This window comes from Demequina phytophila, assembly GCF_000971135.1.
GTDB lineage: Bacteria > Actinomycetota > Actinomycetes > Actinomycetales > Demequinaceae > Demequina > Demequina phytophila.
In genome coordinates this window covers 77,177-101,264 of record NZ_BBLW01000002.1, presented here as the reverse complement: position 1 = coordinate 101,264, position 24,088 = coordinate 77,177, and the positions used below count along the sequence as shown (strand labels likewise).

General features: G+C 72.4%; 22 protein-coding genes, 1 tRNA gene and 1 pseudogene. 3 read left to right on the top strand and 21 right to left on the bottom strand.

Annotation, left to right across the window (positions count from 1 at the left end; translation table 11 throughout):
* Positions 1-166: 166 nt before the first annotated feature.
* The 5 genes from AOM01_RS03195 to AOM01_RS03175 form a co-directional block, all read right to left on the bottom strand.
* Positions 167-655, bottom strand: coding sequence for an NUDIX hydrolase (locus AOM01_RS03195; RefSeq protein ID WP_062288891.1), 489 nt, complete (start codon positions 653-655; stop codon positions 167-169).
* Between the two features lie 4 nt (positions 656-659).
* Positions 660-1,148, bottom strand: coding sequence for an NUDIX hydrolase (locus tag AOM01_RS03190; RefSeq protein ID WP_062288888.1), 489 nt, complete (start codon positions 1,146-1,148; stop codon positions 660-662).
* Positions 1,149-1,195: 47 nt separating this feature from the next.
* Positions 1,196-1,954, bottom strand: a complete 759-nt coding sequence (locus AOM01_RS03185) for an SGNH/GDSL hydrolase family protein (RefSeq protein WP_062288885.1) — start codon at positions 1,952-1,954, stop codon at positions 1,196-1,198.
* Between the two features lie 99 nt (positions 1,955-2,053).
* Positions 2,054-3,772, bottom strand: coding sequence for an FAD-binding protein (locus AOM01_RS03180; protein WP_082109941.1), 1,719 nt, complete (start codon positions 3,770-3,772; stop codon positions 2,054-2,056).
* 120 nt (positions 3,773-3,892) lie between these two features.
* Positions 3,893-4,876 (bottom strand): zinc-binding alcohol dehydrogenase family protein, encoded by a 984-nt coding sequence (locus AOM01_RS03175; protein ID WP_062288882.1) that lies wholly within the window; start codon positions 4,874-4,876, stop codon positions 3,893-3,895.
* 202 nt (positions 4,877-5,078) lie between these two features.
* Here AOM01_RS03175 and AOM01_RS03170 point away from each other — a divergent pair, with 202 nt between their 5' ends.
* A complete protein-coding gene (locus AOM01_RS03170; protein WP_062288879.1) occupies positions 5,079-7,478 on the top strand; it encodes a LamG-like jellyroll fold domain-containing protein in 2,400 nt (799 codons plus the stop codon).
* Between the two features lie 85 nt (positions 7,479-7,563).
* Positions 7,564-8,415, top strand: coding sequence for an HAD hydrolase family protein (locus AOM01_RS03165; RefSeq protein ID WP_228374199.1), 852 nt, complete (start codon positions 7,564-7,566; stop codon positions 8,413-8,415).
* Between the two features lie 24 nt (positions 8,416-8,439).
* Here the strand turns inward: AOM01_RS03165 and AOM01_RS03160 are convergent, their stop codons facing one another.
* The 16 genes and pseudogenes from AOM01_RS03160 to AOM01_RS03090 all read right to left on the bottom strand — a co-directional run.
* Positions 8,440-8,793 carry a GntR family transcriptional regulator gene (locus AOM01_RS03160; RefSeq protein ID WP_062288876.1) on the bottom strand — a complete coding sequence of 118 codons (354 nt, stop codon included), beginning with the start codon at positions 8,791-8,793 and terminating at the stop codon, positions 8,440-8,442.
* On the bottom strand, positions 8,777-9,775 hold the full coding sequence (locus AOM01_RS03155; protein ID WP_062288872.1) for a DUF1648 domain-containing protein: 999 nt from the start codon (positions 9,773-9,775) through the stop codon (positions 8,777-8,779). Before AOM01_RS03155 ends, AOM01_RS03160 begins: the two co-directional genes overlap by 17 nt.
* A 121-nt stretch (positions 9,776-9,896) precedes the next feature.
* A tRNA-Ala gene (locus AOM01_RS03150) sits at positions 9,897-9,969 on the bottom strand.
* A 66-nt stretch (positions 9,970-10,035) separates the two neighbouring features.
* On the bottom strand, positions 10,036-10,665 hold the full coding sequence (locus tag AOM01_RS03145; protein WP_082109940.1) for a histidine phosphatase family protein: 630 nt from the start codon (positions 10,663-10,665) through the stop codon (positions 10,036-10,038).
* Complete coding sequence (locus tag AOM01_RS03140) at positions 10,662-11,282, bottom strand: histidine phosphatase family protein (RefSeq protein WP_062288869.1); 621 nt, start codon at positions 11,280-11,282, stop codon at positions 10,662-10,664. The genes AOM01_RS03145 and AOM01_RS03140 overlap by 4 nt, the downstream gene beginning before the upstream one ends.
* Positions 11,279-11,641: a ribosome silencing factor gene (gene rsfS / locus AOM01_RS03135; protein ID WP_062288866.1), complete on the bottom strand. Its 363-nt coding sequence runs from the start codon at positions 11,639-11,641 to the stop codon at positions 11,279-11,281. Before rsfS ends, AOM01_RS03140 begins: the two co-directional genes overlap by 4 nt.
* The gene (locus AOM01_RS03130) at positions 11,641-13,200 is read right to left on the bottom strand and encodes a hypothetical protein (protein ID WP_156155806.1); all 1,560 of its coding nucleotides are present in this window, start codon (positions 13,198-13,200) and stop codon (positions 11,641-11,643) included. Before AOM01_RS03130 ends, rsfS begins: the two co-directional genes overlap by 1 nt.
* Entirely contained in the window at positions 13,193-13,786 is a 594-nt protein-coding gene (gene nadD / locus AOM01_RS03125) for a nicotinate-nucleotide adenylyltransferase (protein WP_062288861.1), read from the bottom strand. Before nadD ends, AOM01_RS03130 begins: the two co-directional genes overlap by 8 nt.
* 1 nt (position 13,787) lies before the next feature.
* Entirely contained in the window at positions 13,788-13,934 is a 147-nt protein-coding gene (locus tag AOM01_RS14580; protein ID WP_169746501.1) for a hypothetical protein, read from the bottom strand.
* Positions 13,935-14,003: 69 nt separating this feature from the next.
* Complete coding sequence (locus AOM01_RS03120; protein ID WP_062288857.1) at positions 14,004-15,287, bottom strand: glutamate-5-semialdehyde dehydrogenase; 1,284 nt, start codon at positions 15,285-15,287, stop codon at positions 14,004-14,006.
* A gap of 166 nt (positions 15,288-15,453) precedes the next feature.
* On the bottom strand, positions 15,454-16,569 hold the full coding sequence (gene proB, locus AOM01_RS03115; RefSeq protein ID WP_062288856.1) for a glutamate 5-kinase: 1,116 nt from the start codon (positions 16,567-16,569) through the stop codon (positions 15,454-15,456).
* 36 nt (positions 16,570-16,605) lie between these two features.
* On the bottom strand, positions 16,606-18,132 hold the full coding sequence (gene obgE / locus AOM01_RS03110) for a GTPase ObgE (protein WP_062288853.1): 1,527 nt from the start codon (positions 18,130-18,132) through the stop codon (positions 16,606-16,608).
* Between the two features lie 133 nt (positions 18,133-18,265).
* Positions 18,266-18,517, bottom strand: coding sequence for a 50S ribosomal protein L27 (gene rpmA, locus AOM01_RS03105; RefSeq protein ID WP_062288851.1), 252 nt, complete (start codon positions 18,515-18,517; stop codon positions 18,266-18,268).
* A 14-nt stretch (positions 18,518-18,531) separates the two neighbouring features.
* Complete coding sequence (gene rplU, locus AOM01_RS03100) at positions 18,532-18,840, bottom strand: 50S ribosomal protein L21 (protein WP_062288849.1); 309 nt, start codon at positions 18,838-18,840, stop codon at positions 18,532-18,534.
* A gap of 324 nt (positions 18,841-19,164) precedes the next feature.
* Positions 19,165-19,659: a hypothetical protein gene (locus AOM01_RS03095; protein ID WP_062288845.1), complete on the bottom strand. Its 495-nt coding sequence runs from the start codon at positions 19,657-19,659 to the stop codon at positions 19,165-19,167.
* Positions 19,656-22,178: pseudogene (locus AOM01_RS03090) on the bottom strand (Rne/Rng family ribonuclease); the annotation flags it as partial. The gene AOM01_RS03095 and the pseudogene AOM01_RS03090, both read right to left, overlap by 4 nt.
* 431 nt (positions 22,179-22,609) lie before the next feature.
* Between AOM01_RS03090 and AOM01_RS03085 the strand changes: the two are divergent.
* On the top strand, positions 22,610-24,082 hold the full coding sequence (locus AOM01_RS03085) for a cytochrome ubiquinol oxidase subunit I (RefSeq protein WP_062288839.1): 1,473 nt from the start codon (positions 22,610-22,612) through the stop codon (positions 24,080-24,082).
* Positions 24,083-24,088: the final 6 nt, after the last annotated feature.

Here is a 24,088-nt window from a genome sequence, read left to right as displayed (position 1 = left end):
CGACGGTTCCGCGAGGTCTCGCGCTCCTGCGGGGAAGTCACCGTCGCCGGGCAGATCGGGAGTCCCCACGCGCATCCGAGCGGCGTGGACGTCGACCAGTTCCCCCCAGCGCTTCGAGACTTCCCGAAACCGTCGATGAGCTCCCCGTGGGAGCCGTCGATGGCGCTCACCGCCCGAAGGAGGTGACCTCGCCCGCGGCGAGAGCGCGGCCCACGCGGACCGTCATCTCGGCGCTGAGCGGCGGGAGCGCGTCCTCGTCGAACCAGCGCGCCTCGAGGTTCTCCCCGTCCGCGGGGAACGGCTCGCCGCTCACCCAGCGGAACCGGAACGTCAGGTCGAGGAACTGCACCCGGTCGCCGTTGGGGTACGTCGCGGGATCCTGCACGTGCACCCACGCGAGCACCTCGGGCTCCGCGACCACGCCCGCCTCCTCGAGCAACTCGCGGCGCGCGGCGAACGCCGGCTCCTCACCGGGATCGATGATCCCGCCGACGGGCGCCCACACGAGGAAGTCGGCGCGGTGCGCGAGCATCACCTCGCGGATGCCCGAGCGCGCCGCGGAGGGCCGCACCACCACGGCCGTCGCGCTCATGAGCCAGAGCGGCGCATGGCCCACCTTCGCCCGAAGATCCGCGATGAAGCCGGGCGTCGCCATGCGGTCACACCGTCCAGCGGCACACGTCGCCCTCGACCAGGCAGGCATCGATGCGGGCGGCCATCTCGTCCGGCATCTCCGGCAGCTCGTCGAGCTCGAACCACGCAGCCTCGGTGTTCTCGCCGTCCGCCGGGAACGGGTCGCCGCTCACGTAGCGGCAGCGGAAGGTGAGGTCGAGGTACTGCGCGCGGTCGCCGTTCTCGTACCGCATCTCCGGCAGCGCGTGGACCCACATGAGCGCCTCGACCTCGGCGACCACGTCTGCCTCCTCGAGGCATTCGCGCACCGCGGCCGTCGCGGGCTCCTCCCCCGGATCCACGATCCCGGTCACGGGCGTCCACCAGCCGTTGTCGGCGCGCTTGACCAGCAGCACCTGGCGCGAGCCGTCACGCTCGGGCGACCGGCGCAGCACCACGGCGGTCGCGGCGGGCAGCCACAGGAGGTCGGTGCCGATCTTGGAACGCAGGTCGAGGATGAACTCCGGGATCGCCATGCGGCCACGCTACCGTGTGCCGCGCACCGCCCCGAGGCCCGCGGGGGTCACCCGACGGGCGCCTCGATCGTGGTCCACGCCGGATGCTTGGGCACGCGCCCGTCGCCCGAGGAGCGTCCGGTCAGCCGCCTGCCGATCCACGGGAGCACGTACCGCCCGACGTAGGCGGCCTCGGCCAGCACGCCGGGACGCCCCGGGTCGCCGGCCGGAGCGACCGGGAGATCCGTCTCGACCCCCATCGCCCCCAGCACGCGCGCCGCGACGCGGGAGTGCCCGAGCGGGTTGAGGTGAAGCCGGTCGGTGTCCCAGTAGGCCGCACGACGCATCTCGGAGTCGCGATAGTTGTCGACGAACGTCACGTGGTCGTGCGCCGCCTCGAGCGTCTCGACGATGGCCATGAGCTCGTCGGCGCGGTCGGAGAACGTGCGCCCGCGCGGCAGCCGCTCGGTCGGGTCGGGGCCCGACAGGATCACCAGCGACACGCCCGCCTCGCCGGTGCGGTCGACCACACGCTGCATGAGCGCGGAGATGCGCGCCGCGTCCCAGCCCGGGCGCATCATGTCGTTGCCCGAGCCGTTGAACGTCATCACGTCGGGCCGCGGGTCGAGCGCGAGCGCCGCGTCGCACTGCACCGTCGCGATGGGCTCGATGAGCCGCCCGCGGATCGCGAGGTTCGCGTAGTCGACGGAGCCGTGCGCGGCCGCGAGCCCGATCGCGACCAGGTCCGCCCACCCACGCACCCCGCCGCCCGGCTGCGGGTCGCCGACGCCCTCGGTGAAGCTGTCTCCGATCGCCACGTATCTCACGGAGAACCACCGTAGACCTGTCGGGACGATGCGGCGGTCACCGGACGCCCGAGGCGCCGGCGACCGCCGCGTCACGACGCGCCCGGTCGGCCCGCGCCGTCAGCCCGCCTCGACGGCGACGTCGGCGGCGGGCTCGACCGCCGCATCGTCCATCGGGACCGCGCCACCGCGCCTCGCCGCGTGCGTGCCCGCGAGGTACCCGAACACGAGCGCGGGGCCCAGCGTCGAACCCGCGCCGGGGTAGGTCCGTCCCACGACCGCGGCTGAGCAGTTGCCCGCCGCGTACAGGCCCTCGATGACCTCTCCCGAGGTGGAGAGCACGCGCGCGTGCTCGTCCGTGAGGAGGCCTCCCTTGGTGCCGAGGTCGCCGAGCACGATCTTGATCGCCACGAACGGGCCCTTCGCGATCTCGCCGAGGTTGGGGTTCGGGCCGTGCGTGGGATCGCCGTAGTAGTGGTCGTATGCGTCCTTGCCGCGACCGAAGTCGAGGTCCTTGCCGGAGCGCGCGAACGAGTTGAAGCGCTGGATCGTGGCCTTGAAGGTGGCCTTGTCCACGCCCATCTTCTCAGCGAGCGCCTCGAGGGTGTCGGCCTCGACGGCCACGCCCTCCTCGAACATCGCCTTCCTGCTCGCGAGGAACGCGTTGTTGAGGTAGCGCCGGCGGTGGCGGACGTCGAGGACCATCCACGAGTGGTTGGTGCGCTCGAGCCCGCGCTCCTGCATCGCGTGACCGAAGTCGACATAGCTGGTCGACTCGTTGACGTAGCGGCTGCCCTCCTGGTCCACCACGATCGAGAACGGCATCGACCGCTCCGACACGATGAAAACCGGCCCGCCGTGGCTGGTCGGAGCGACGGAGGGACCCCACCAGGCGTCGTCCATGAGCGCGACCTCGGCGCCGTGCCGCATGCCGATCTCGATGACGGAGCCGGTGTTGTACGGGTTGCCGGACGAGTGCTCGACGCCGAGGCCCTGGTACTCCTCGCGCCACGCGGCGTTGTGGTCGAAGCCGCCGGCGCCCAGGTGCACGCCGTTGCGCGTGCGGATGGCGCGTCGACCCTCGGGGCCGTCGACGACGGCGCCCACCACCGCGCCGCCCTCGACCACGAGGTCGACCAGCGGCGTGCTCAGCCGCACCTCGGTGCCCTGCTCCTCCTTCGCGATCCACATGAGCCGCGCGGTGAGAGACGCACCCAGTCCGGTGAGGCGGCGGCCCGTGACGGCGCCACCGAGCGCGCGGAACACGAACCTCGCGCCGCCGACCATGCCGGACGGCGTCGACCAGGCGCGGGCGAGCAGGTACGTGTCGCCCGCGAACAGGGGCACGCCCGCCGGCATCGAGAAGCGCGCCTGCTGGTAGAAGTCGCCGAACCTCTTCGCGTTGAAGGGCGCGGGCTCGACGGTGCGACCGCCGGCGATGCCGCCGGGCAGGTCCGGGTAGTAATCGGGGTACTTCTTCGCGGTCTGCCACACCATGCCGTGGTCCGCGAGCCAGCGGTGCACCACGGGCGCGGTGCGCACGAACGCCTGGCGGCGTTCGAGGGACGATGCGGGACCCACCTCCGCCGGCGTGCCCACGCAGGCGTCGAGATAGGTGAGGACCTTGTCCTCGGAGTCGTCGACGCCGATCTCCTTCATCCCCGGGTGGGTGGGCAGCCAGCAGCCGCCGCCGCTCATGCCGGTCGATCCGCCCCACTTGTCGGACCCCTCGACCACCAGGACCTCGAGGCCCTCGTCCGCCGCCGCGATCGCGGCGGACAACGCCGCCGCACCGGTGCCGACCACCAGGAGGTCGACCTCCTCGTCCCACTGCGTCATGCTGCTCCCCTTCGAGTCAGCACCGGACACCGATGTCCGGTTGCTCCCGTCGACTCTACCGGACATGATTGTCCGGTCGTAGGGGTGCGGCGACGACCGTCGCCGAAGCCGCGACGAGCGTCACCCCATGCGCACCACCAGCGAGCCACCGGCGCGGCCCGCGCGAAGGTCCGCCAGCGCATCGTCCACCCCGTCGAACCCGTACGTGGTGACGGCGGGCGCGAGCAGGAGGTTCCTCGCCACACGCAGGAACTCCGCGCCGTCCGCCCTGGTGTTGGCGGTGACGGAGCGGAGGTCACGCTCGTAGAACAGGGACCGGTCGTAGTCGATCTCCGGGATCGGCGACATGTGGATCCCCGCGGACACCACGGTGCCGCCGCGCGCCGTGGCGTCGAGCGCCTGCGTGAGGATCGCGCCCACCGGCGCGAACACGATCGCCGCGTCGAGCGGCTCCGGCGGCGCGGCGCCCTCCGCACCCACGAAGTCGACCTCGAGCTCGCGCGCGAGGGCGCGGTTGCGCTCGCCACGGGTGATCGCGACCACCGTCGCCCCGGACGCCTTCGCGAGCTGCGCCGTGATCGAGGCGCTCGACCCGAAGCCGTAGATGCCGAGCACGCCGCCCGGGGGGAGGTTCGCACGGCGCAGCGCTCGATACCCGATGATGCCGGCGCACAGGAGCGGCGCGAGCGCGAGCGCCTCGTCGTCGTGCGGCAGCCGGTAGGCGTAGGCCTCGGGCACCGTCACCAGCTCGGCGTAGCCGCCGTCGTGGTCCCATCCCGTGAACGTGGCCTCGGGACACAGGTTCTCGCGACCGGAGCGGCACCAGCGGCAGGTGCCGCACGTGCGGTGCAGCCACGCGATCCCGACGCGCTCGCCCGCGTCGATCGAGCGCACGTCCTCCCCCGCGCCGACCACCGTGCCCACCACCTGATGACCGGGGATCACGGCCGGGCGGTGCACGGGGAGATCCCCGTCGACCACGTGCAGGTCGGTGCGGCAGACGCCGCACGCCAAGACGCGCACCAGCAGCTCGTCGCGCGCAGGCATCGGGTCGGGGACGCTCTCGCGGCGGAGTGCCCCGTCGCGCACCTTCCAGGCGTCCATGCGCACCTCCGTCACCAGTGAAGCACCGCGCTCGGCACCCCGCCCAGGGAGGCCGATCACCAGGAGGGACGATGCTCGAGCGACCCCGCGACGCGCCTCGCCGGAGCGCTTGCGCTCGGTTCTACAACGTTGTAACCTCGCGCCGGGACGAGGTCGATGCGGACCCCGTCCCCCATCTGTCCAACGATGAACAGGAGATACCGTGGCACGACGCCGCTCGACGCGACTCGCCCTCGGAGCCGGAGCCCTCGTGGCGCTCACCGGCCTCACCGCCGCCACCGCGGCGGCCGCACCACCCGCCGCCCCGGCCTCGTCGCCGCGGGCGACGACCGCCGTGACGCCCGCGCCGGCGTACTCGGACGTGACGGTCCACGACCCGTCGATCGTCACCTCGGGCGACGACGTCTGGGTCTTCGGCTCGCACGGCGCCTCGGCGCACACGCGGGACCTCATGAACTGGACGCAGCACTCGATCGACCTCAGCCAGGACGCGGACAACCCGCTGTTCGAGGACGTCTACAGCGAGCTCGCGGACACCTTCGAGTGGGCCCAGACCCGCACCCTGTGGGCCGCGGACGTGATCCAGCTCGCCGATGGGAAGTACTACATGTACTACAACGCCTGCAAGGGCGACTCCCCGCGATCCGCGCTGGGCGTCGCCGTCGCGGACGCGGTCGACGGCCCCTACGAGGACCTCGGCATCATCCTCAAGTCCGGCATGTGGGACGAGGAGTCCGAGAACCCCGGCGAGATCTACGACGCGACGGTGCACCCCAACACGGTCGACCCCGACGCGTTCTACGATGCCGAGGGCAACCTGTGGATGGTCTACGGCTCGTACTCGGGCGGCATCTTCATCCTCCAGATGGATCCCGCGACGGGCCTGCCGCTGCCTGATCAGGGCTACGGGAAGCACCTGGTCGGCGGCAACCACGCGCGCATCGAGGCGCCCACCATCCGCTACGACAAGAAGACCGGCTACTACTACCTGTTCCTGTCCTACGGCGGGCTCGACGCCACCGGCGGCTACGAGGTCCGCGTCGCGCGCTCGACCAGCCCCGACGGCCCCTACGTGGACGCCAAGGGCACCGACATGTCGACCGTGATGGGCGCCGAGGGCACCCTGTTCGACGATGCCTCGATCCAGTCCGCGGGCGTGAAGATCATGGATGGATACCTGTTCCCGCGCGAGGTCGGCGACCCGGGCGAGGGCGCGGGCACCGGCTACGTCTCCCCCGGCCACACCTCCTGGTACGACGACCCGGAGACCGGCGCGAGCTACATCGTGTTCCACTCCCGCTTCCCCGAGACGGGCGAGATGCACGAGGTGCGCGTCCAGCGCATGTACATGAACGCGAACGGCTGGCCCGTGGTCGCGCCGCAGCGCTACGCGGGTGAGACCGACCGCAAGGTCAAGGCGCGCGAGGCGGTCGGCACATGGGAGGTCGTGACGTTCACCGACGCGATCACCGCGGACACCACCACGCCGCGGAGCCTCCGGCTCAAGGAGAACGGCCGCATCACGGGCAGCCTCACGGGCACGTGGGAGAAGTCGGGCCGGAACCGCGCGACGCTGCGCACGGGCAAGGGCACCTTCACCGGCGTCTTCGCGCCGGTATGGGACCCCGCGACCGAGAAGTGGACCGTGGGCCTCAGCGTGCAGTCCTCGACCGGACGGTCGATCTGGGGCCGCCAGGTGGACGTGCTCGAGGGCCGCGCAGCGGTCAGGGCCGTGGTCGCCGACCTCGACCTGGGCGACACCTCCGCGGTGGTCGCCGACCTCGACCTGCCCACCGACGGCACGGGCGCCACCACCATCGCGTGGGCGTCCTCGCACCCCTCGATCGTGTCCGCCACCGGCGAGGTGACGCGGCCCGTCGCGGGCGAGGCCGATGCGACGGTCACCCTCACCGCGACGGTCGCCAACGGCGCGGTGAGCCGGCAGGTGACGTTCACGGTGGTCGTGAAGGCTCGCCCCGCGGCGCAGCAGGTGGGCGCATGGTCGTTCGAGGGCGCGCTCGGCGACAACGCCGGGGCGCTGGCCGTGCCGACGGTGACGGGCGACCGCATCGACAACACGGGCGGATCGGTCTCCTACGTCGAGGACGGCGTCGCAGGCCGGGCGCTGCACCTCGACGGGACGTCGGGCGTGCGGCTTCCGGACGGCCTGCTGCAGGGCGACACCTACTCCGTGTCGCTGTGGCTGCGGCCCGACGCCTTCACCCAGTTCACCACCGCGTTCTTCGCCGCCAGCTCGGGCACGGAGTTCCTCAGCGTGGTGCCGCAGGGCTGGAACGGGCAGACCATGCTGTGGTCGAACGACAACGGCACCTGGTACGACGGCATCACCGGCCGGCTGATCCCGATCGGCGAATGGACCCACGTCGCCTTCACGGTCGACGCCGGCCAGGTGACGCTGTACGTGAACGGCGTCGATGTCGGCGCCAACGCCGCGTTCACCGATGTGCTCACCAGCCCCACCGCCGCCTTCGCGCTCGGCGTCAACTGGTGGGACCAGCCGTTCCGCGGCGACATCGACGAGCTCGCGATGTGGACGTCGGTCCTCAGCCCCGAGGACGTGGCGACGCTCGCCGCGTCGTAGTCACGAGAGTGCGGGAGCGGGGGCGCCGGAAGGCGTCCCCGCTCTCGCGCGTGAGGGCCTCGTCCACCCACCTAGGCTGGACGGCGTGACCATCCCCGCCGTAGCATCGTCCCGCCGCGCCGTCTTCCTCGACGTCGACGGCACCTACGCACACCACGGAGCCGTTCCCGACGCCCACGTCGACGCCGTGCGCCGGGCGCGCCGCGCGGGTCACCTGGTGCTGCTGTGCACCGGGCGCCCGTTGTCCCTGCTGCCCGACCACCTCACGGCCGCGGGCTTCGACGGCTACGTCGCGGGCGCCGGCGCCTACGTGGTGCTCGGCGACGAGGTGCTGGTCGACACCCGCTTCCCCGCCGCGCTCGCCGCCAGGGCGATCGAGGCGCTCGACGCGCACGGCGCGCTGTACTTCCTCGAGGCGCCCGACGCCACGCACGCGAGGCCCGCGACCATCGATGCGATGAGCGCCTACCTCCCGCGGCGCGACGCACGCTCGGACGGGGAGGAGCGCGGACGGCGGGCCGTGACGTCGGCGCTGCGGCCCTCCGAGGACCTCTCCGGCGTCGCGTTCGGCAAGATCACCAGCTTCCACGCGGAGGCGCCGCTGGTCGAGATCGCGCGCACGATCGGCCCGGAGGTGGCCGTGATCCCCAGCTCGATCCCCGACCTCGGGCCGGGGGCCGGCGAGATGTTCCTCGCCGACGTGCACAAGGCGGTGGGGATCGCCGCGGTGGTCGAGCGCCTGGGCCTCGCGCGCGAGCAGGTGGTCGCGTTCGGCGACGGACCCAACGACCTCGAGATGCTCGAGTACGCGGGCGTGAGCGTGGCGATCGAGGGCTCGGCGCCCGCACTGCTCGCGCTCGCCGACCACGTTGCGGCGTCCCCAGAACGGTCGGGTCTGGCCGCGGCGTTCGCGGATCTGGGATTGCTCGACGGCTGACACGCCGCCGCGCGGCCGGCCCCGTCAGGAGTCGTCCGCCGCCTTGAGGAGCGCCGCCAGCGCATCGGGGCCCACCCCGAGCGCGCGCGCCCGGCCGGCGAGGGCCGCCGCCTCCGCGCGTAGCTCGGCCAGCGCATCGGCCCGCGCGGAGACGATCGCGCCGCGGCCGCGGCGCATCTCCACCAGCCCCTCGTCGCGGAGCAGCTGATAGGCCTTGAGCACGGTGTGGAGATTGACGTCGAGCGCCGCGGCGACCTCGCGCGCGGACGGCAGGCGATCGCCGGGGACCAGTCGACCCGCGGCCGTCTCGCGGCGCACCGACCCCGCGATCTGGTCGTAGAGCGGGGCGCTCGAGTCGGGGTCAATCCTGAGCAGCACGGGCGTCCTCCGCCACTGCGGCGAGCACGGCTGCCGCGGTGGCCGGGTCGTCGAGGGTGACGACGAAGCGGCGCCCCGAGCGTCGGGTGACCTCGAGCGCGGGTCCCGACCGCAGCACCACGGCGGTCGCTCCGGGGACCTGCCGGATGCCGTAGCCGCCGTACTGCGCCAGGCCGGAGACCTCCGTGGCCGCGGCCGCCGCGACGTCGCTGGCCGGCACGCGCAGGCGGATCAGCCGCGCGGCCGACCGCACCGTGAGCCCCGTCGCGTCGACGCGGACGTGGAACACGCTGAAGGACGCGGCGACCACGGCCAACAGCACGGCGACGCCCGTCACGACGATCGCGACGGCGGCATCGCCCGCGACCCACATGGCGATGGCGGCGACGGCCGCGACGGCCACACCGCCTACGACCGCGGCCAGGGCGGCGGGACGCATCTCCGCGCGGCCGAGCCACACGGCCCGCTCCCCCGGCACCCGGCTGAGCGGCCGCGCGAGCACGGCGGCGGGCCGTCGCTCCTCGTGGTGCGGCTGAACCATCCAGCCCAGCGCGCCCGCACCGACGGCGGCGACCAGCCCGGCCAGCAGGGTCGGGAGGATCGATGGCGCGTCGGCGGCGTCCGCGAGACCGCGCTGGATGAGCAGCGAGCCTGCCATGAGCACGCCCATGAGCGTCGCCAAGCCGAGCGCGACCGCGGGCATGAGCCGCAGCACGAACCCCCGCTCGCCACGGCGCAGGGACCGAAGCCCGGACGCGCCGAGGACCACGGGCAGCACGCCGCCGACCAGCGCCGTCATCGCGGGCACGAACGTCGGCGAGGAGAATCCATCGGGGCCGTCGGCGCGCCAGTGGGTGGCGACGGGATCCGGCACGTCGCCCAGGACCGCGAGCTCGATCGCGATCGCCGCCACGCAGACGAGCACGGGGGCGACCACCCCGGCTACGACGGCGCGGCTCACGGCGCGGTCCTCGGTCGACATCACGCCTCCTCGGCAGTTGTTATAGATGAACTATAACACCCGCGGGGGCCCACCGGCCCGGGAAACACGAAAGGCCGCCCCGAAGGGCGGCCTTTCGATCAAGTGCTGTCTCAACACTTCGTGGAGCTGAGGGGACTCGAACCCCTGACCCCCTGCATGCCATGCAGGTGCGCTACCAGCTGCGCCACAGCCCCGTCATCCTTGCGGATTCCGTGCTCCTGAGAGCGAGATAGATACTAGCCCAGATTCGGATCGAGGTGTTAATCGGCATCTCGCGAGAGGTCTGCCAGGGACGATGCCGCCGAGTGTCCGTAGCGCGCGACCGACCAGCGCCGACCCGTCGACTCGAGGGCGTTCCAGTGCGCGTGCGGGAGCTTGCCCAGCACGGTCGAGTGGACGTCCAGACCGAGCAGGGCGAGCGAGCCCAGCATGATCGCCGACCCGTGGCTGACGGCCACCACCAGCCGGGCGCCCTCGCAGGCCTCGGCGAGACCCTCGGAGACCCGCGCGGCGACGTCGGCGGCCGCTCCCCATCCCTCGATCCGCGGGTCGAGGCCGCGATCGCGCCGGTCGAGCTCGTGCGGCCAGCGCTCCCGCACCTCGGCGGTGGTGAGCCCCTCCCATGCGCCGTACGAGCGCTGCGTCAGCCGCGCGTCCGGCCGGGCCGGCACGCCGGTCACGGCGGACAGCTCCGCCGCGGTGTCCGCGGCGCGCAGCAGCGGCGAGCAGACGATCCGGTCGGGGATGCCGTACTCGGCCGTGAGGGCCCGCGCGGCCTCGCGCGCCTGGCGGCGCCCCTCCTCGCCGAGCGGGACGTCCAGGGAGCCCTGCAGGCGCCCCTCGGCGTTGTAGGCGGTGCGCGCGTGGCGCATGAGGACCAGGACCGTCACAGCCGCCTCCCCGGGGCGGGCGCGCCGACGTTGTGCGCGTCGAGCGACCAGCCGCCGCCCGCGGCTGGCACCACGCGCGACCAGGCGGCGTTGTGGAGGTGCCCGATCACGCGTCCCTCGAACGGCAGGCGCAGCAGGGCGAGCAGCAGCATCCGGCCGGAGGATCCGTGCGCCACCACGATCAGATCGCCCGGCACGCGCGCCACCCACTCCTCCGCCGCGGCGCTCATGCGCGTCGCGACCTCGGCGTGCGTCTCGTAGCCGTCGAAATCGGGCTCCTCACCCGCGCGCCACGCCGCATCGGCATCCGGGAAGCGCTCGGCCCGCTCGTGCGCCAGCAGACCCTCCCACGGCCCGTAGCGGCGCTCGACCAGGCGGGCGTCCTGGTGGACCGCCGCGACGCGGTCGCCCACGATGATCCGTGCCGTCTCGGCGGCGCGATCGAGCGGGGAGGACACCACGACGGGGTCGCCGTCGAGGACGGGCCCGAGGGACGATGCCGCGGCGTGAGCCTGCGCGCGGCCCGTCGCGTTGAGCGGGATGTCGGTCGAGCCCTGGAGGCGGCCTTCCCGGTTCCAATCGGTCTGGCCGTGACGGACCAGGAACAGCCGGGTCACGCGTCGAGCTGCGGGTCGATGACCGGGCAGTCCTTCCACAGGCGCTCGAGCTCGTAGTAGCCGCGCTCCTCGTCGTGCATCACGTGGACGATCACGTCGTTGAAGTCGAGCAGCGCCCAGCGACCCTCGCGGACGCCCTCGCGGCGCGCGGCCTTGGCGCCGAGCGCGGCGAGCTCCTCCTCGATGCCCTCGGCGATCGCGACCACCTGGCGCTCGTTCGACGCGGACGCGATGACGAACGCGTCGGCGAGCGGCAGGTGCGCGGACACGTCGAGCGCGACGATGTCCGTCGCCTTCTTGTCGTCCGCCGCGCGCGCGGCCGCGCGCACCAGCTCGAGGGCCCGCTCGGTCGCGCTCATCAGGCGTTCCCCGTGAGGTGCCACACCAGCACGCCGAGCAGGAAGGCCACGGCGCCGATCACCGCGAGATGCGCCCACGCGAAGTGGTGCGCACCCTCCTGGGCCTCGTCGGGCTGGGGCCGGCGCGGGTACTCGCTCGCGGGCACGTCCGGCAGGTCCGTCCCGGTCGGGGCGTCGCCCACCTCGCCCGCGGGCGCGGTGCCTGCCGACGACGACGTCGACGCGTACCCGTGCATGATCTTGGTGAAGTCGGGGATCGGGATGTCCTCCGACGGCACGTAGTCGGCGACCTCGCGCGGCTGCGCGCTCGCCAGCGGGTGGGCCTCCCACACGGACGGGGCCGACGCCGTCGCCGGCGCCACCTGCCGCATCCCGGCGGGGACGATCGGCGCGTCGCCGGACCGGGTGGTGTCCGTCGACGTCTCGGTCGGCGCGGGCGCCGTCTCGGTCACGGTCCCGGCGCGCTGGGGCAGGCCGTGCGCGGCGGACTCGGCCGCGACGGCAGGCGCGTACTCCGTCTCCTCGAGCGCGACCTCGTCGACGAGCGTGACGTCATCGACGTCGGGCGCCTCGAACGACTCCGCGCGTGCGTACGCCTCGGCGGGGTCGACGGGCGTGAGCCCCGACGCCTCGGCGGGGTCGGCCGCGGGCTCGGCGGAGGAGTCCGCGTGGTCGCCGGGCTGCTCGTCGTCGGCCTCGCCGATGGCCGCGTCTGCGATCTCGGGCTCGTCGACAGCCGCCGTGGCGCGCTGCGCCTGCTGCGCACGGGTGATCCCGGCCATCGCCTCGGCGGTGAGCCGGCGGATCTCGGCGGCCGGATCCGTGTCACCCGCCTGCTGCGGCTGCTGGTCCACGGGGGCGGAGGGAGCGTCGGGGGCGGGCGTGCCGGCCTCGCCGCGAGCCGCGCGCTCCTCGAGACGCCGCGCCTGCAGCGAGCCGGGCGGGAACAGGTGGCGGTACTCCTCGGGGATCGCGTCGATCGCGCCCGTGGTCGGCTCCGCCTCCTCGACGACCTCCTCGACGACCTCGTCGGCGATGACCTCGGTCGGCTCGTCGTCGTACGCCTCGGGCGCCGCGTCCACCGCCACGTCGGGCTCGGCGCCCGCCTCAGGCTCGGCCTCGGCGGGCTCGGCCTCGTCGACCGCCACGACCGCCGCATCGTCCGCGAGCGCCGTCTCCGGCGTCTCGGGTGCCTCCACCGGCGCCTCGTGGGCGGGATCCTCGACCACCGCATCGTCCACCGGTACGGCCGCCTGCGCGGCCTCCGCGCGCTCGGCGCGTGCGCGCGCGACCATCTCCTGCGCGTCGAGGAGCTCGGGGGTCATCGCGGGCAGCTGGCCCGTCGCGATGAGCTCCTCCTCCTGCGTCCACGTCTCCACCGGGTTGTCGCGGCGCTCGAGCTCGCGGCGCTCCTTGCGCGTGAGCGGCGTGCCGTCCGGGTGCGTGGGAGGGCCGGCGACGAGCGACGGGAGCGGGGTGGTGGGCTCATCCGGGGCGGCCTGCCTGACCTCGGCCTCGCGGCGCGCTCGGCGCGACAAAGGCCTGCCCTGGTCAGTCATCAAGTCCTCCGTAGTAGAGCCCGTTCGCGGCGATGTAGTCGGCCACGGACCGGGGTACAAGGTACCGGATCGGGAGTCCTACCCTCGTCCGGCGTCGCACGTCGGTCGACGATATCGCCAGGGCGGGGGCCTCCACCAGGATATGTGGCCATTCCGACTCCTCCAACGAATGACCGGGGCGTGTCACTCCCACGAACGTCGCCAGTTCTGCGAGCCGGTGCGCATCCTTCCACTCGTCGAGCCGCGCGAGGGCGTCCGCGCCGGTGATGAAGAAGAGCTCCGCGTCGGGTCGCTGCGCGCGCAGATCGGTGAGGGTGTCGACCGTGAAGGTCACTCCCCCGCGCTCGATGTCGACGGGCGACACACCGAAGCGCTCGTCCTCCGCGGCCGCGAGCTCGCACATCGCGAGCCTGTGCTCGGGGGACGCCGTATCGATGCCCTGCTTGAACGGCTGCGAGTGCGCCGGGGTCAGCAGCACCTGGTCGAGCCCCAGCCGCGCGCAGACCTCCGAGGCCGCCGCGAGGTGACCGAGGTGGATCGGGTCGAAGGTGCCTCCCAGCACCCCTACGCGGGCCAGGCTGCCCACGTCAGTGGCGCGTGCCGACGCTCCGGAACGCGTACGTGACGAACAGCAGCGCCATCAGGCCCGTGAAGGCGAGCAGCCCGAACGCGGCGGCGGGGATGGGGAGCTCGTTGACGACGTGCGACGTGGTCTCGACGGCCTCGGTGATCATGGGGGGACTCCTCCTGTTGTCTCCCGCGATTATGGCACCTTCGCGGCGAGGGACGATGCGCCGGCCGGGTCAGCCGCGGATGTGGCCCTCGCCGTACGCGACCCAGGTGGTGGTGGTGAGCTCGCCGAGGCCCATGGGGCCGCGCGCGTGCAGCTTCTGCGTGGAGATGCCGATCTCCGCGCCGAGCCCGAACTCGCCGCCGTCGGTGAAGCGCGTCGAGGCGTTGACCATGACCGCCGCCGAGTCGATGTGGGCCACGAAGTGCTGGGCGGCGTCGATGTCGTTGGTGACGATCGCCTCGGTGTGGCCGGTGCTGTAGCGCGCGATGTGCTGGATGGCCTCGTCGATGCTGTCCACGACCTTGACCGCGAGGTCGAGGGACAGGTACTCGGTCGCCCAGTCCTCCTCGGTGGCGGGGACGGTGGGGACGTCGTTCGGCGCGAGGTCGGCCGCCGCATCGTCCGCGTGGAGGGTGACGCCCGCCTGATGCAGCTGCTCGAGGATCACCGGGAGGTTGTCGGCCGCGTCCTTGTGGACCAGCAGGGTCTCCGCGGCGTTGCACACGCCCACGCGGTGCGTCTTGGAGTTGAGCACGATGTCCACCGAGCGGTCGAGCGGCGCCGACGCGTCGAGGTAGACGTGGCAGTTGCCCTCGCCGGTCTCGATCGCGGGCACGGTGGACTCGCGCACCACGGTCTGGATGAGGTCGCGGCCGCCGCGCGGCACGAGCACGTCGACCAGCCCACGGGCGTTCATGAGCACACGGGCGCCCTCGCGGCCGTACGCGTCGATCGACTGGACCGCGTCGCGGGGCAGGCCCACGGACTCGAGCGCGTCCTGCAGCACGGCGACGATCACCTCGTTCGAGCTCGCCGCGGCGGACCCGCCGCGCAGCACCGCCGCGTTGCCCGACTTGAGCGACAGGCCCGCGGCATCGACGGTGACGTTGGGACGTGCCTCGTAGATCATGCCCACGACGCCCATCGGGACCGCCTTCTGGATGAGACGGATGCCGTTGGGAAGCGTGGAGCCGCGCTTGACCTCGCCCACGGGGTCCGGGAGGGTCGCGACGTAGCGCAGCGCCTCGGCGATCTTCTCGATCCGGTCCTGGTCGAGCGCGAGGCGGTCGAGCAGCCCGGGGCTCATGTCGTTCGCGCGGCCGCGCTCGAGGTCCTTCGCGTTGGCCTCGACGATGCGCGCGCCCTGCGCGACCAGCGCGTCGGCCATCGCGTGGAGCGCGTCGTTCTTCACGGTGGCGGTGGCGGTCGCGAGCGCGCGCGAGGCGAGCTTGGCGCGGCGGCACGCCTCGAGGACGGCCTGCTCGATGTCGGTGGGGATCGCGGTCTCGGTCATGACACTCGAGTCTAGGAGCCTCGCGGGTGCCTGCCCAGGGCGAGCTGGCACCTTCCCCGCGTCCCGGTTCGCTGCGCACGGTCCGGGCTGCGACGCGCCGCCGCCCGGGGACGATGCGCGGGTTCGGCCCCGCGTGTCGCGCGCCGGACCGTGCGGGGCGAACTGGCTACAGCACCACGAGGTGGTCGATGTGGATGAGCTCGCGCGCGTACGCCTCGCCCAGCACCTCGCCGAGCGCCTCCGTCGACAGCCCCTTCATGCGGTCGGCCTCCTCCGAGGAGAAGCCCGCGAAACCGCGCGCGACCAGCGCGCCGTCACGACCCACCAGGTCGACGGGCTCCCCCGCCTCGAAGTCGCCGCGGATCTCGACCACACCCGCCGCGAGCAGCGACGCCTGACGGCCGCGAAGCGCCCGCACCGCGCCGTCGTCGAGGACGATCCCGCCGCGGGTCCTCGCCGCGTCGGCCAGCCACTGCAGGCGCGTGGTCTCGGGCTTGCCCGTGGGGACGAACAGCGTGCCCACGTCCTCCCCCGCCACGGCGCGCGCCGCATCGTCCGCCGCCGCCAGGACCACCCGCACGCCGCTGTTGGTCGCGAGCGACGCCGCCTCGATCTTGGTGATCATGCCTCCCGTGCCCACGGCGGAGCCGCGGCGAGAGATGTCGATGCCGTGGAGGTCCTCCGGCGACGCCACCTCCGAGATGCGCCGCGCTCCCGGGGTGTCGGGGGCGGCGGTGTAGAGCGCGTCGACGTCGGTGAGCAGCACGAGCGCGTCGGCGCGCACCGCGGTCGCCACCAGCGCCGCGAGGCGGTCGTTGTCGCCGAACCGGATCTCGTCGGTCGCGACGGTGTCGTTCTCGTTGATGATGGGCACCACGCCGAGCGTCAGCAGCGACTCGAGCGCCCGGCGCGCGTTGCCGTAGTGGGCGCGGCGGACCATGTCGTCGGCCGTGAGCAGCACCTGGCCCACGGTGAGCCCGTAGCGCGCGAACGCGACCGTGTAGGCGTGGATGAGCTTGCCCTGGCCCACCGAGGCGGCGGCCTGCTGCAGCTCGAGGTTGGTGGGGCGGGACTCCAGGCCGAGCGGCCCGATGCCCGCGGCGATCGAGCCCGACGTCACGAGGAGCACCTCGCGACCGTCGGTGCGCGCGGAGCCGAGCACGTCGACCAGCGCGCCCAGCCGCGCCTCGTCGAGCTGGCCGCCGGGGCCGGTGAGCGACGACGACCCGACCTTGACGACGATGCGCCGTGCCTGCGACACCGCCGTGCGCGCCTCGCTCACGTGTGACCTCCCCGGGGATGGATACCTGGGTGAAGGCTACTCGTCGTCCTGGGAGGGATCGGTCCAGTGCCCGGCGTCGCGCTCGGTCCACAGCTCCTTGCGAGCCTCCGCGCGGGCGTCCATGCGCTCCTTGAACTGCTCGCGCTTCTCGGCGCGCGTGGCGCGGTGATGACGCTCGTGCTGCTCGATGCGCAGGTCCGAGCCGCGCTGGCCCAGGAGCTCGGCGCCGGCCATCATGGTGGGCTCCCAGTCGAACATGATGCCGCCCTGACGCGGGCCGATCACGACCTCGCAGCCGGGCGTCGCACCGGCCTTGAACAGCGCCTCCTCGACGCCGGCCTTCGCAAGCCGGTCGGCGAGATAGCCGACTGCCTCGTCGTTGGCGAAGTTGGTCTGCTTGACCCAGCGCTCGACCTTGGCTCCGCGCACCTGGTAGTAGTCCTCGGCGCCGTCGCGCACGTGGGTGACGGTGAAGCCCGAGTCGTCGACGGCCTTGGGCCGGATGACCACGGGCGCCTTCTCGAGCTCCGGCACCTTGGCCCGCTCCGCGTCCACCATGGCGGCGAGCGCGAAGCCGAGCTCGCGCAGGCCCTCGTGGCTGACGGCGCTCACCTCGAAGATCGGCATGCCCCGCTCCTCGAGCTCGGGGCGCACGATCTCGGCGAGGTCGCGGCCGTCCGGCACGTCGATCTTGTTGAGGATGACGATCTGGGGGCGCTCGGCGAGCGGCACGCCGCTGATCGCCTCGTCGCCCGAGTACGCGCGCAGCTCGTTGGCGATGATGTCGAGGTCGCGCAGCGGGTCGCGGTCGGTCTCGAGGGTCGCCGTATCGAGCACGTGCGCGATCACCGAGCAGCGCTCGATGTGGCGCAGGAAGTCGTGGCCCAGGCCCCTGCCCTCGGAGGCGCCCTCGATGAGCCCGGGGACGTCCGCGATGGTGAACTTGGTGCCGCCCGCCTCGACCACGCCCAGGTTCGGGACGAGCGTGGTGAAGGGGTAGTCGGCGATCTTGGGGCGCACGCGGCTCATCGCCGCGATGATCGACGACTTGCCCGCGGACGGGAAGCCGACAAGCGCGACGTCCGCGATGGACTTGAGCTCGAGGATCACGGAGGCCTCGCCGCCGGGCTCGCCGAGCAGCGCGAAGCCCGGGGCCTTGCGCTTCTGGGTCGCGAGGGCCGCGTTGCCCAGGCCGCCGCGGCCCCCCTGCGCGATCACGTACTCGGCACCCTCGCCCACCAGGTCGGCGAGGAACTCGCCCTCGCGCGTCTTCACGATGGTGCCGTTCGGCACGCCGAGGCGGAGGTCGGCGGCGTTCGCGCCGTGGCGCATGTCGCCCGCGCCCTGCTTGCCGTTCTCCGCGGTGCGGTGCGGCGCGTGGTGGTAGTCGAGCAGCGTGGTGACCTGTGGGTCGACCACGAGGATCACGGAGCCGCCACGGCCGCCGTTGCCGCCGTCGGGGCCGCCGAGTGGCTTGAACTTCTCGCGGTGCACGGAGGCGACGCCGTGGCCACCGTTGCCCGCCGTGACGTGCAGGGTCACGCGGTCGACGAACGATGCCATGGGTGCCTCCTGGTGGCGGCCGGGACGGACGATGCGCGCGGGAGTCTCCCCCGCATCGTCCCCAGCCTAGAGATGAGTCAGGGGCGTCGCCTTGCGGCGCCGCCCCTGACTGGAAAAGCTTGTGTGCGAGTGCTTACGCCTCGACGATGTCGATCACGCGACGGCCACGACGCTGACCGAACTGGACCGAACCGGCGGCCAGCGCGAACAGGGTGTCGTCCTTGCCACGGCCGACGTTGTTGCCGGGGTGGAAGTGGGTGCCACGCTGGCGGACGATGATCTCGCCCGCGTTGACGACCTCGCCGCCGAAGCGCTTCACGCCCAGGTACTGGGGGTTCGAGTCGCGACCGTTGCGCGAGGAGCTCGCGCCCTTCTTGTGTGCCATGAGTGTCTCCTCGCTTACTTGATGCCGGTGACCTTGAGGCGCGTCAGGTCCTGACGGTGACCGATGCGCTTCTTGTAACCAGTCTTGTTCTTGTACTTGAGGATGGTGATCTTCGGGCCGCGCTCGTCGCGCACGACCTCGGCGGTCACCTTCACCTTGGAGAGCGCCTTCGCGTCGGAGGTGACCTTGTCACCGTCGACGAGCAGCACCGGGGCGAGCTCGACGGTCGAACCGGCGTCTGCCTTCAGACGGTCGACCACGACGATGTCGCCAACGGAGACCTTCTCCTGGCGGCCACCGGCCTTCACAATCGCGTACACCATGATTTTTCCTCGTGAAACTCGTTGTTGTACCCCGCGAGGGGGTCAGATTCCTGCCGCAGCCGCTCCCGATGAGGGCGCAGGCAGGGCCTCAGCGCTTGGCGCGCCGACGTACAAATGTACCCGCTCGACCCGCCCGGGGTCAAACCGGGCGTGTCGCCCGCGGCCGCTGTCGGGATGGCCCGTCCGACACTCCGGACGGATCTCGCCTCGACACCCCGAGGGATCGGGGTACCTGGACGATTCTACCCCGCGTGTCGGGACGGATCCCGTCGCAGGTGTCCTAGGTGCGGGGTCCCCTGGCAGGGGGACGATGCGGCGGCGGGGTCAGGCGCGCTCGCCCGCCGCGCGCGCCTCGACGGCGGCGGCCCAGCGGGTCATGGTGCGATCGAAGGCCCGCTGAAGCGCGCGCTGCGTGCGCGCCCGCGAGACACGCTGGATCCACCGGCTCAGCCCGTCCTGTGCGGTGAGCTCGGTGCGCACCGTCCATGCGACCTCGATCCTGCCGTCGGCGCCCGGCGCGTCGTCGACCGCCGTGGTCACGGTCTGCACGAGGTAGTCGCTGCTCACCGATCGCGTCACCACGGGGTCCGCGGACTCGAGCGTGCTCGCGAAGCGCTGACGGAACGGGCCGGACCGCGCGACCTGCGACCACGTGTGCGGGACCCCAGGCGCGGACTCGATCACGTCGGTGAAGTCGACCCCGGTCGCCTCGCCCTGGAACGCGAGGTCGAGCTCCGCAGCGAGCAGCTGGTCGCGAGACGCGTCGAGGCGCGCCGTGTGGCGCGCCTCGATCACGATCCAGCCGTCGGGAACGGTCACCGCTCTTCGGACTCCTCCGTGGCCTCGGTGACGTCGGCGGTCTCGGCGGCCGGCGCATCGTCCCCGGGCTCGGGCAGCACGATCGGGACCTCGATGTGCTTCTCGGCGTCGCCCGCGTCGGTCACGACGTCGTCGTGGTCCTCGTGGTGGTGCGCCTTCTCGGCGGCCGCCGCGATCGACGCGAGCGTCGCCTTGACGGCGGCGCGCGCCTCCTCGCGGTCGTCGAGGGCGTGGGTCTCGCCCTGCGACGGTGCGTGCGCGTGCGCGTCCTTCTCCGGCTGGGGCTTGTCCTGCGCCTGCGGCTTCTGCTGAGGCTGGCCGGACTGCTGCCCGCCCTGCTGCTTCTGCTGCGGCTGCTGGTTCTGCTGACCACCGCGCGAGCCGCGCGAACGGCGCGTCTCGGGCTGCTTCTCGCTCGCCTCCGCCACGGGCTCGCCGTGCACCAGGAAGCCGCGGCCCTTGCAGTGCTCGCAGGTCTCGGAGAACGCCTCGACCAGGCCCTGGCCCACGCGCTTGCGCGTCATCTGCACCAGGCCCAGCGAGGTGACCTCGGCCACCTGGTGCTTGGTGCGGTCACGGCCCAGGCACTCGATGAGGCGACGCAGCACGCGGTCGCGGTTGGCCTCGAGCAGCATGTCGACGAAGTCGATGACGATGATGCCGCCGATGTCGCGCAGGCGCAGCTGACGGACGATCTCCTCCGCGGCCTCGAGGTTGTTGAGCGTCATCGTCTCCTCGAGCGTGCCGCCCTTGCCGACGAACTTGCCCGTGTTGACGTCGATGACCGTCATCGCCTCGGTGCGGTCGATGACCAGCGAGCCGCCCGACGGCAGCCAGACCTTGCGGTCCATGCCCTTCGCGAGCTGCTCGTCGATGCGCGACTCCGCGAACACGTCGCGGTCGCCGGTGAACTTGTGCAGGCGCGGCATGAGGTCCGGAGCGACCTGGCCCACGTACATGGACAGCGAGTTCCACGTGTCGTCGCCCTGGATGGTGAGCGAGTCGAAGTCCTCGTTGAAGATGTCGCGCACCACGCGGATGGCCATGTCGGGCTCGCCGCGCAGCAGCTTCGGCGCCTTGGTGCCGGGCTTCGACTCGTCGAGGATGGTCTGCCACTGGCGCTTGAGGCGCTCGACGTCGGCGCGCAGCTCCTCCTCCGAGGCGCCCTCCGCGGCCGTGCGCACGATCACTCCGGCGTCGGACGGGATGACCTCGCGCAGGAGCTTCTTGAGGCGGTTGCGCTCGGTGTCGGGGAGCTTGCGGCTGATGCCGGTGACGCCGCCGCCGGGCACGTAGACCAGGAAGCGGCCCGCGAGCGAGATCTGCGACGTGACGCGCGCACCCTTGTGGCCGATCGGGTCCTTGGTGACCTGCACCATGACCGTGTCGCCGGGCTTGAGCGCGAGCTCGATGCGCTTCGCCTTGCCCTCGAGGCCGGCGGCGTCCCAGTTGACCTCGCCGGCGTACAGGACGGCGTTGCGGCCGCGGCCGATGTCGACGAACGCGGCCTCCATGCCGGGCAGGACGTTCTGGATCCGGCCCAGGTACACGTTGCCGGCCATGGACTGCTGCACCTGGTGGGAGACGTAGTGCTCGACCAGGACGTCGTCCTCGAGCACGGCGATCTGGACGCGGTGGTCCTTCTCACGCACCACCATGGAGCGCTTGACGGACTCGCGGCGCGCGAGGAACTCCGCCTCGGAGATCACGGGGCGACGGCGCTGGCCGTCGCGCGAGTCGCGGCGACGCTGGCGCTTCGCCTGGAGACGCGTGGAGCCCTGGAGCTGGTCGTCGCCGGGGGACGATGCGGGGGTCGAGCCACCGCCCGAGCGCGAGCCGCGCGAACGGCGGCGTCGGCGACGGGTGCCGCCCTCGCCCTCGCCGTCCTCGGACGAGTCGTCGCCCTCGGCGGACGCGTCGGCGTCATCCGAGGAGGCGTCCTCGGACGCATCCGTCGCCTCGTCCTGGTCCTCGGCGCCGTCGGCACCATCGGACGGCTTCTTCTTGCCGCGGCCACGGCCGCCACGGCGGCGGCGACGACGGGGGCCGGTGCCCTCCGCGTCGTCGGAGTCGCCGTCCGCGGCGTCGCCCTCGTCGGCGGGCTCGGCGCCGTCCGCCGGCTCGTCGGTCACGGGCTCGCTGGCCTGCGCGGGCCCGCCGCCGGAGGTCGCGCGGCGGCGCCGCGGCTTGGCGGGCGCCTCCTCGGCTCCGGAACCTTCGGTCGACTCGGCGGCCTCGGCGGGCGCCTCCTCGGCGGGCTTCGCCTTCTTCTTGGCGCCGCCGCTCTTGCCGCTCGAGCGCTTGCGCTTGGGGGCCTCGTCCGCGGGACGCTCCTCCGCAGGGGCGGGTGCGGCCGGCGCGGCGAAGGGCGACGCGGGCGGCGCCGACACGGCGGGCGGTGCCGCGGCCGCCGGCGGACCGGCGGGAGCCGAGGCGCGGCGCGAGCGGGTGGGCTCGGGCGCCTGGAAGATCGGGGCGGAGACGGTGCTCTCGGGTGCGGTGGTGCTTTCCTCGCTCAACGCGGGTACCTCGAATCGGGACCCCCCACACGGGGTCCCGACCTCATCGTCGTTCGCGGCTCACGATCCGTGGCCACGGAAGTCTGCTGGTCGCGGCGGACAGCGGCGATCTCGAGCGCCCATCCCCGTTTTCTCCGCCTGCGGCCTGTAGACCAGCGGGATCTGGCGGGACTGGCAGCTACGTCCTCGCTGCGTCTGTCGCGCGGTGGGCACCCGGTGTGGCTGGGCGCCTGACCTACGGGCCATTGTGTCACAGGCGCCAGGGAAAGCGGGAAACCGCGGTCCGTGTCGCCGGAGGGGGTTCCCGCCTACGCGTGATCGACGTCGCTGGTCCGCGGGCCATCGAAGCGCCCGGCGGGACCAAGGTCCTGATGCGCGGAAAGACGCTCACGACTAGTTTTTCACCTAACAACCTAGGAGGTCCCCGTCCCATGGAAGCGCTTGAGCTTGCGCGCTGGCAGTTCGGTATCACCACCGTCTACCACTTCGTGCTCGTCCCCCTCACGATCGGCCTGTCGATGCTGGTCGCGATCATGCAGACCGCCTGGGTGCGCACCGGCAACGAGAAGTGGCTGCGCCTCACCAAGTTCTACGGGAAGCTGCTGCTCATCAACTTCGCGCTCGGCGTCGCCACCGGCATCGTGCAGGAGTTCCAGTTCGGCATGAACTGGTCCGAGTACTCGCGGTTCGTGGGCGACGTGTTCGGCGCCCCGCTCGCGATGGAGGCGCTGCTCGCCTTCTTCCTCGAGTCGACGTTCCTGGGTCTGTGGATCTTCGGGTGGGACCGCCTGCCCAAGAAGGTCCACCTGGCGACCGTGTGGGCGTTCTCGATCGGCTCGCTGCTGTCCGCCTACTTCATCATCGCCGCGAACTCGTGGATGCAGCACCCCGTGGGTGCCGAGTACAACCCGGAGACCGGCCGCGCCGAGATGAACGACATCGGGGCCGTCCTCACCAACAACACGACGCTGGTCGCGTTCCCGCACGTCATCGCGACAGCGTTCCTGGTGGCCGGCACGTTCGTCGCGGGCATCGCCGTGTACTGGATGGTCCGCCGCCACCGCGAGGACGCCGCGCACCAGGACCTCTCGATGTACCGCACCGCGGCACGGTTCGGGGCCGTCGTCATGCTGCTCGCGGGCGTCGCGGTGATCATCACCGGCGACATCCAGGCGAAGCTCATGTTCAAGCAGCAGCCCATCAAGATGGCCGCGGCGGAGGGCCTGGTCGACACCGAGCAGCCGGCTCCGTTCTCGCTGCTCGCGATCGGCAACCTCGCGGGCGACGACCCGTCCTCGGTCAAGCACATCCTCGAGATCCCCGGCCTCACCTCGTACCTCGCCACCGGCGACTGGAACGCGGAGGTCACCGGCCTCGACGACCTCCAGGAGCAGTACGCCGAGCGCTACGGTGCGACCACGCCCGACGGCGAGGAGATCGAGTACCGCCCCAACCTCGCGGTCACGTACTGGACCTTCCGCCTGATGATCGGGCTCGCCGCGTTCTCCGCCGCCCTCGCGCTCGCCATCCTGTGGTTCACGCGCAAGAAGGGCGTGGTGACCCAGGGCTGGATGAAGACCCTGGCGCTCGTGTCGCTGCCCATGCCGTTCCTCGCCGCCAGCTTCGGGTGGATCTTCACCGAGATGGGCCGTCAGCCGTTCGTGGTGGCGCCCAACCCGACGGGCTCCGACCAGGTGATGCTCATGACCCTGTTCGGTTACTCGACCTCGGTGAGCGCGGGCGAGGTGCTCACCTCCATGATCACGTTCACGCTCGTCTACGCGACGCTCGCCGTCTTCTGGTTCCGCCTCATGCAGCGCTACGCCGTCGAGGGCGCGCCCGTGGTCGAGGAGCCCGTGGTCCGCAAGGACGACGACCAGTCCCCGCTGTCCTTCGCGTACTAAGGAGTC

Bases quoted from the DNA above. Each gene is read 5' to 3' on its own strand.
- AOM01_RS03130 (WP_156155806.1), bottom strand. From the start codon at position 13,200: ATGACTGACCAGGGCAGGCCTTTGTCGCGCCGAGCGCGCCGCGAGGCC.
- rsfS (WP_062288866.1), bottom strand. From the start codon at position 11,641: ATGAGCGCGACCGAGCGGGCCCTCGAGCTGGTGCGCGCGGCCGCGCGC.
- AOM01_RS03085 (WP_062288839.1), top strand. From the start codon at position 22,610: ATGGAAGCGCTTGAGCTTGCGCGCTGGCAGTTCGGTATCACCACCGTC.
- rpmA (WP_062288851.1), bottom strand. From the start codon at position 18,517: ATGGCACACAAGAAGGGCGCGAGCTCCTCGCGCAACGGTCGCGACTCG.
- rplU (WP_062288849.1), bottom strand. From the start codon at position 18,840: ATGGTGTACGCGATTGTGAAGGCCGGTGGCCGCCAGGAGAAGGTCTCC.
- AOM01_RS03155 (WP_062288872.1), bottom strand. From the start codon at position 9,775: ATGTCGACCGAGGACCGCGCCGTGAGCCGCGCCGTCGTAGCCGGGGTG.
- AOM01_RS03175 (WP_062288882.1), bottom strand. From the start codon at position 4,876: ATGGACGCCTGGAAGGTGCGCGACGGGGCACTCCGCCGCGAGAGCGTC.
- obgE (WP_062288853.1), bottom strand. From the start codon at position 18,132: ATGGCATCGTTCGTCGACCGCGTGACCCTGCACGTCACGGCGGGCAAC.
- AOM01_RS14580 (WP_169746501.1), bottom strand. From the start codon at position 13,934: ATGATCACCGAGGCCGTCGAGACCACGTCGCACGTCGTCAACGAGCTC.
- AOM01_RS03190 (WP_062288888.1), bottom strand. From the start codon at position 1,148: ATGGCGATCCCGGAGTTCATCCTCGACCTGCGTTCCAAGATCGGCACC.
- AOM01_RS03120 (WP_062288857.1), bottom strand. From the start codon at position 15,287: ATGACCGAGACCGCGATCCCCACCGACATCGAGCAGGCCGTCCTCGAG.
- AOM01_RS03195 (WP_062288891.1), bottom strand. From the start codon at position 655: ATGGCGACGCCCGGCTTCATCGCGGATCTTCGGGCGAAGGTGGGCCAT.
- AOM01_RS03180 (WP_082109941.1), bottom strand. From the start codon at position 3,772: ATGACGCAGTGGGACGAGGAGGTCGACCTCCTGGTGGTCGGCACCGGT.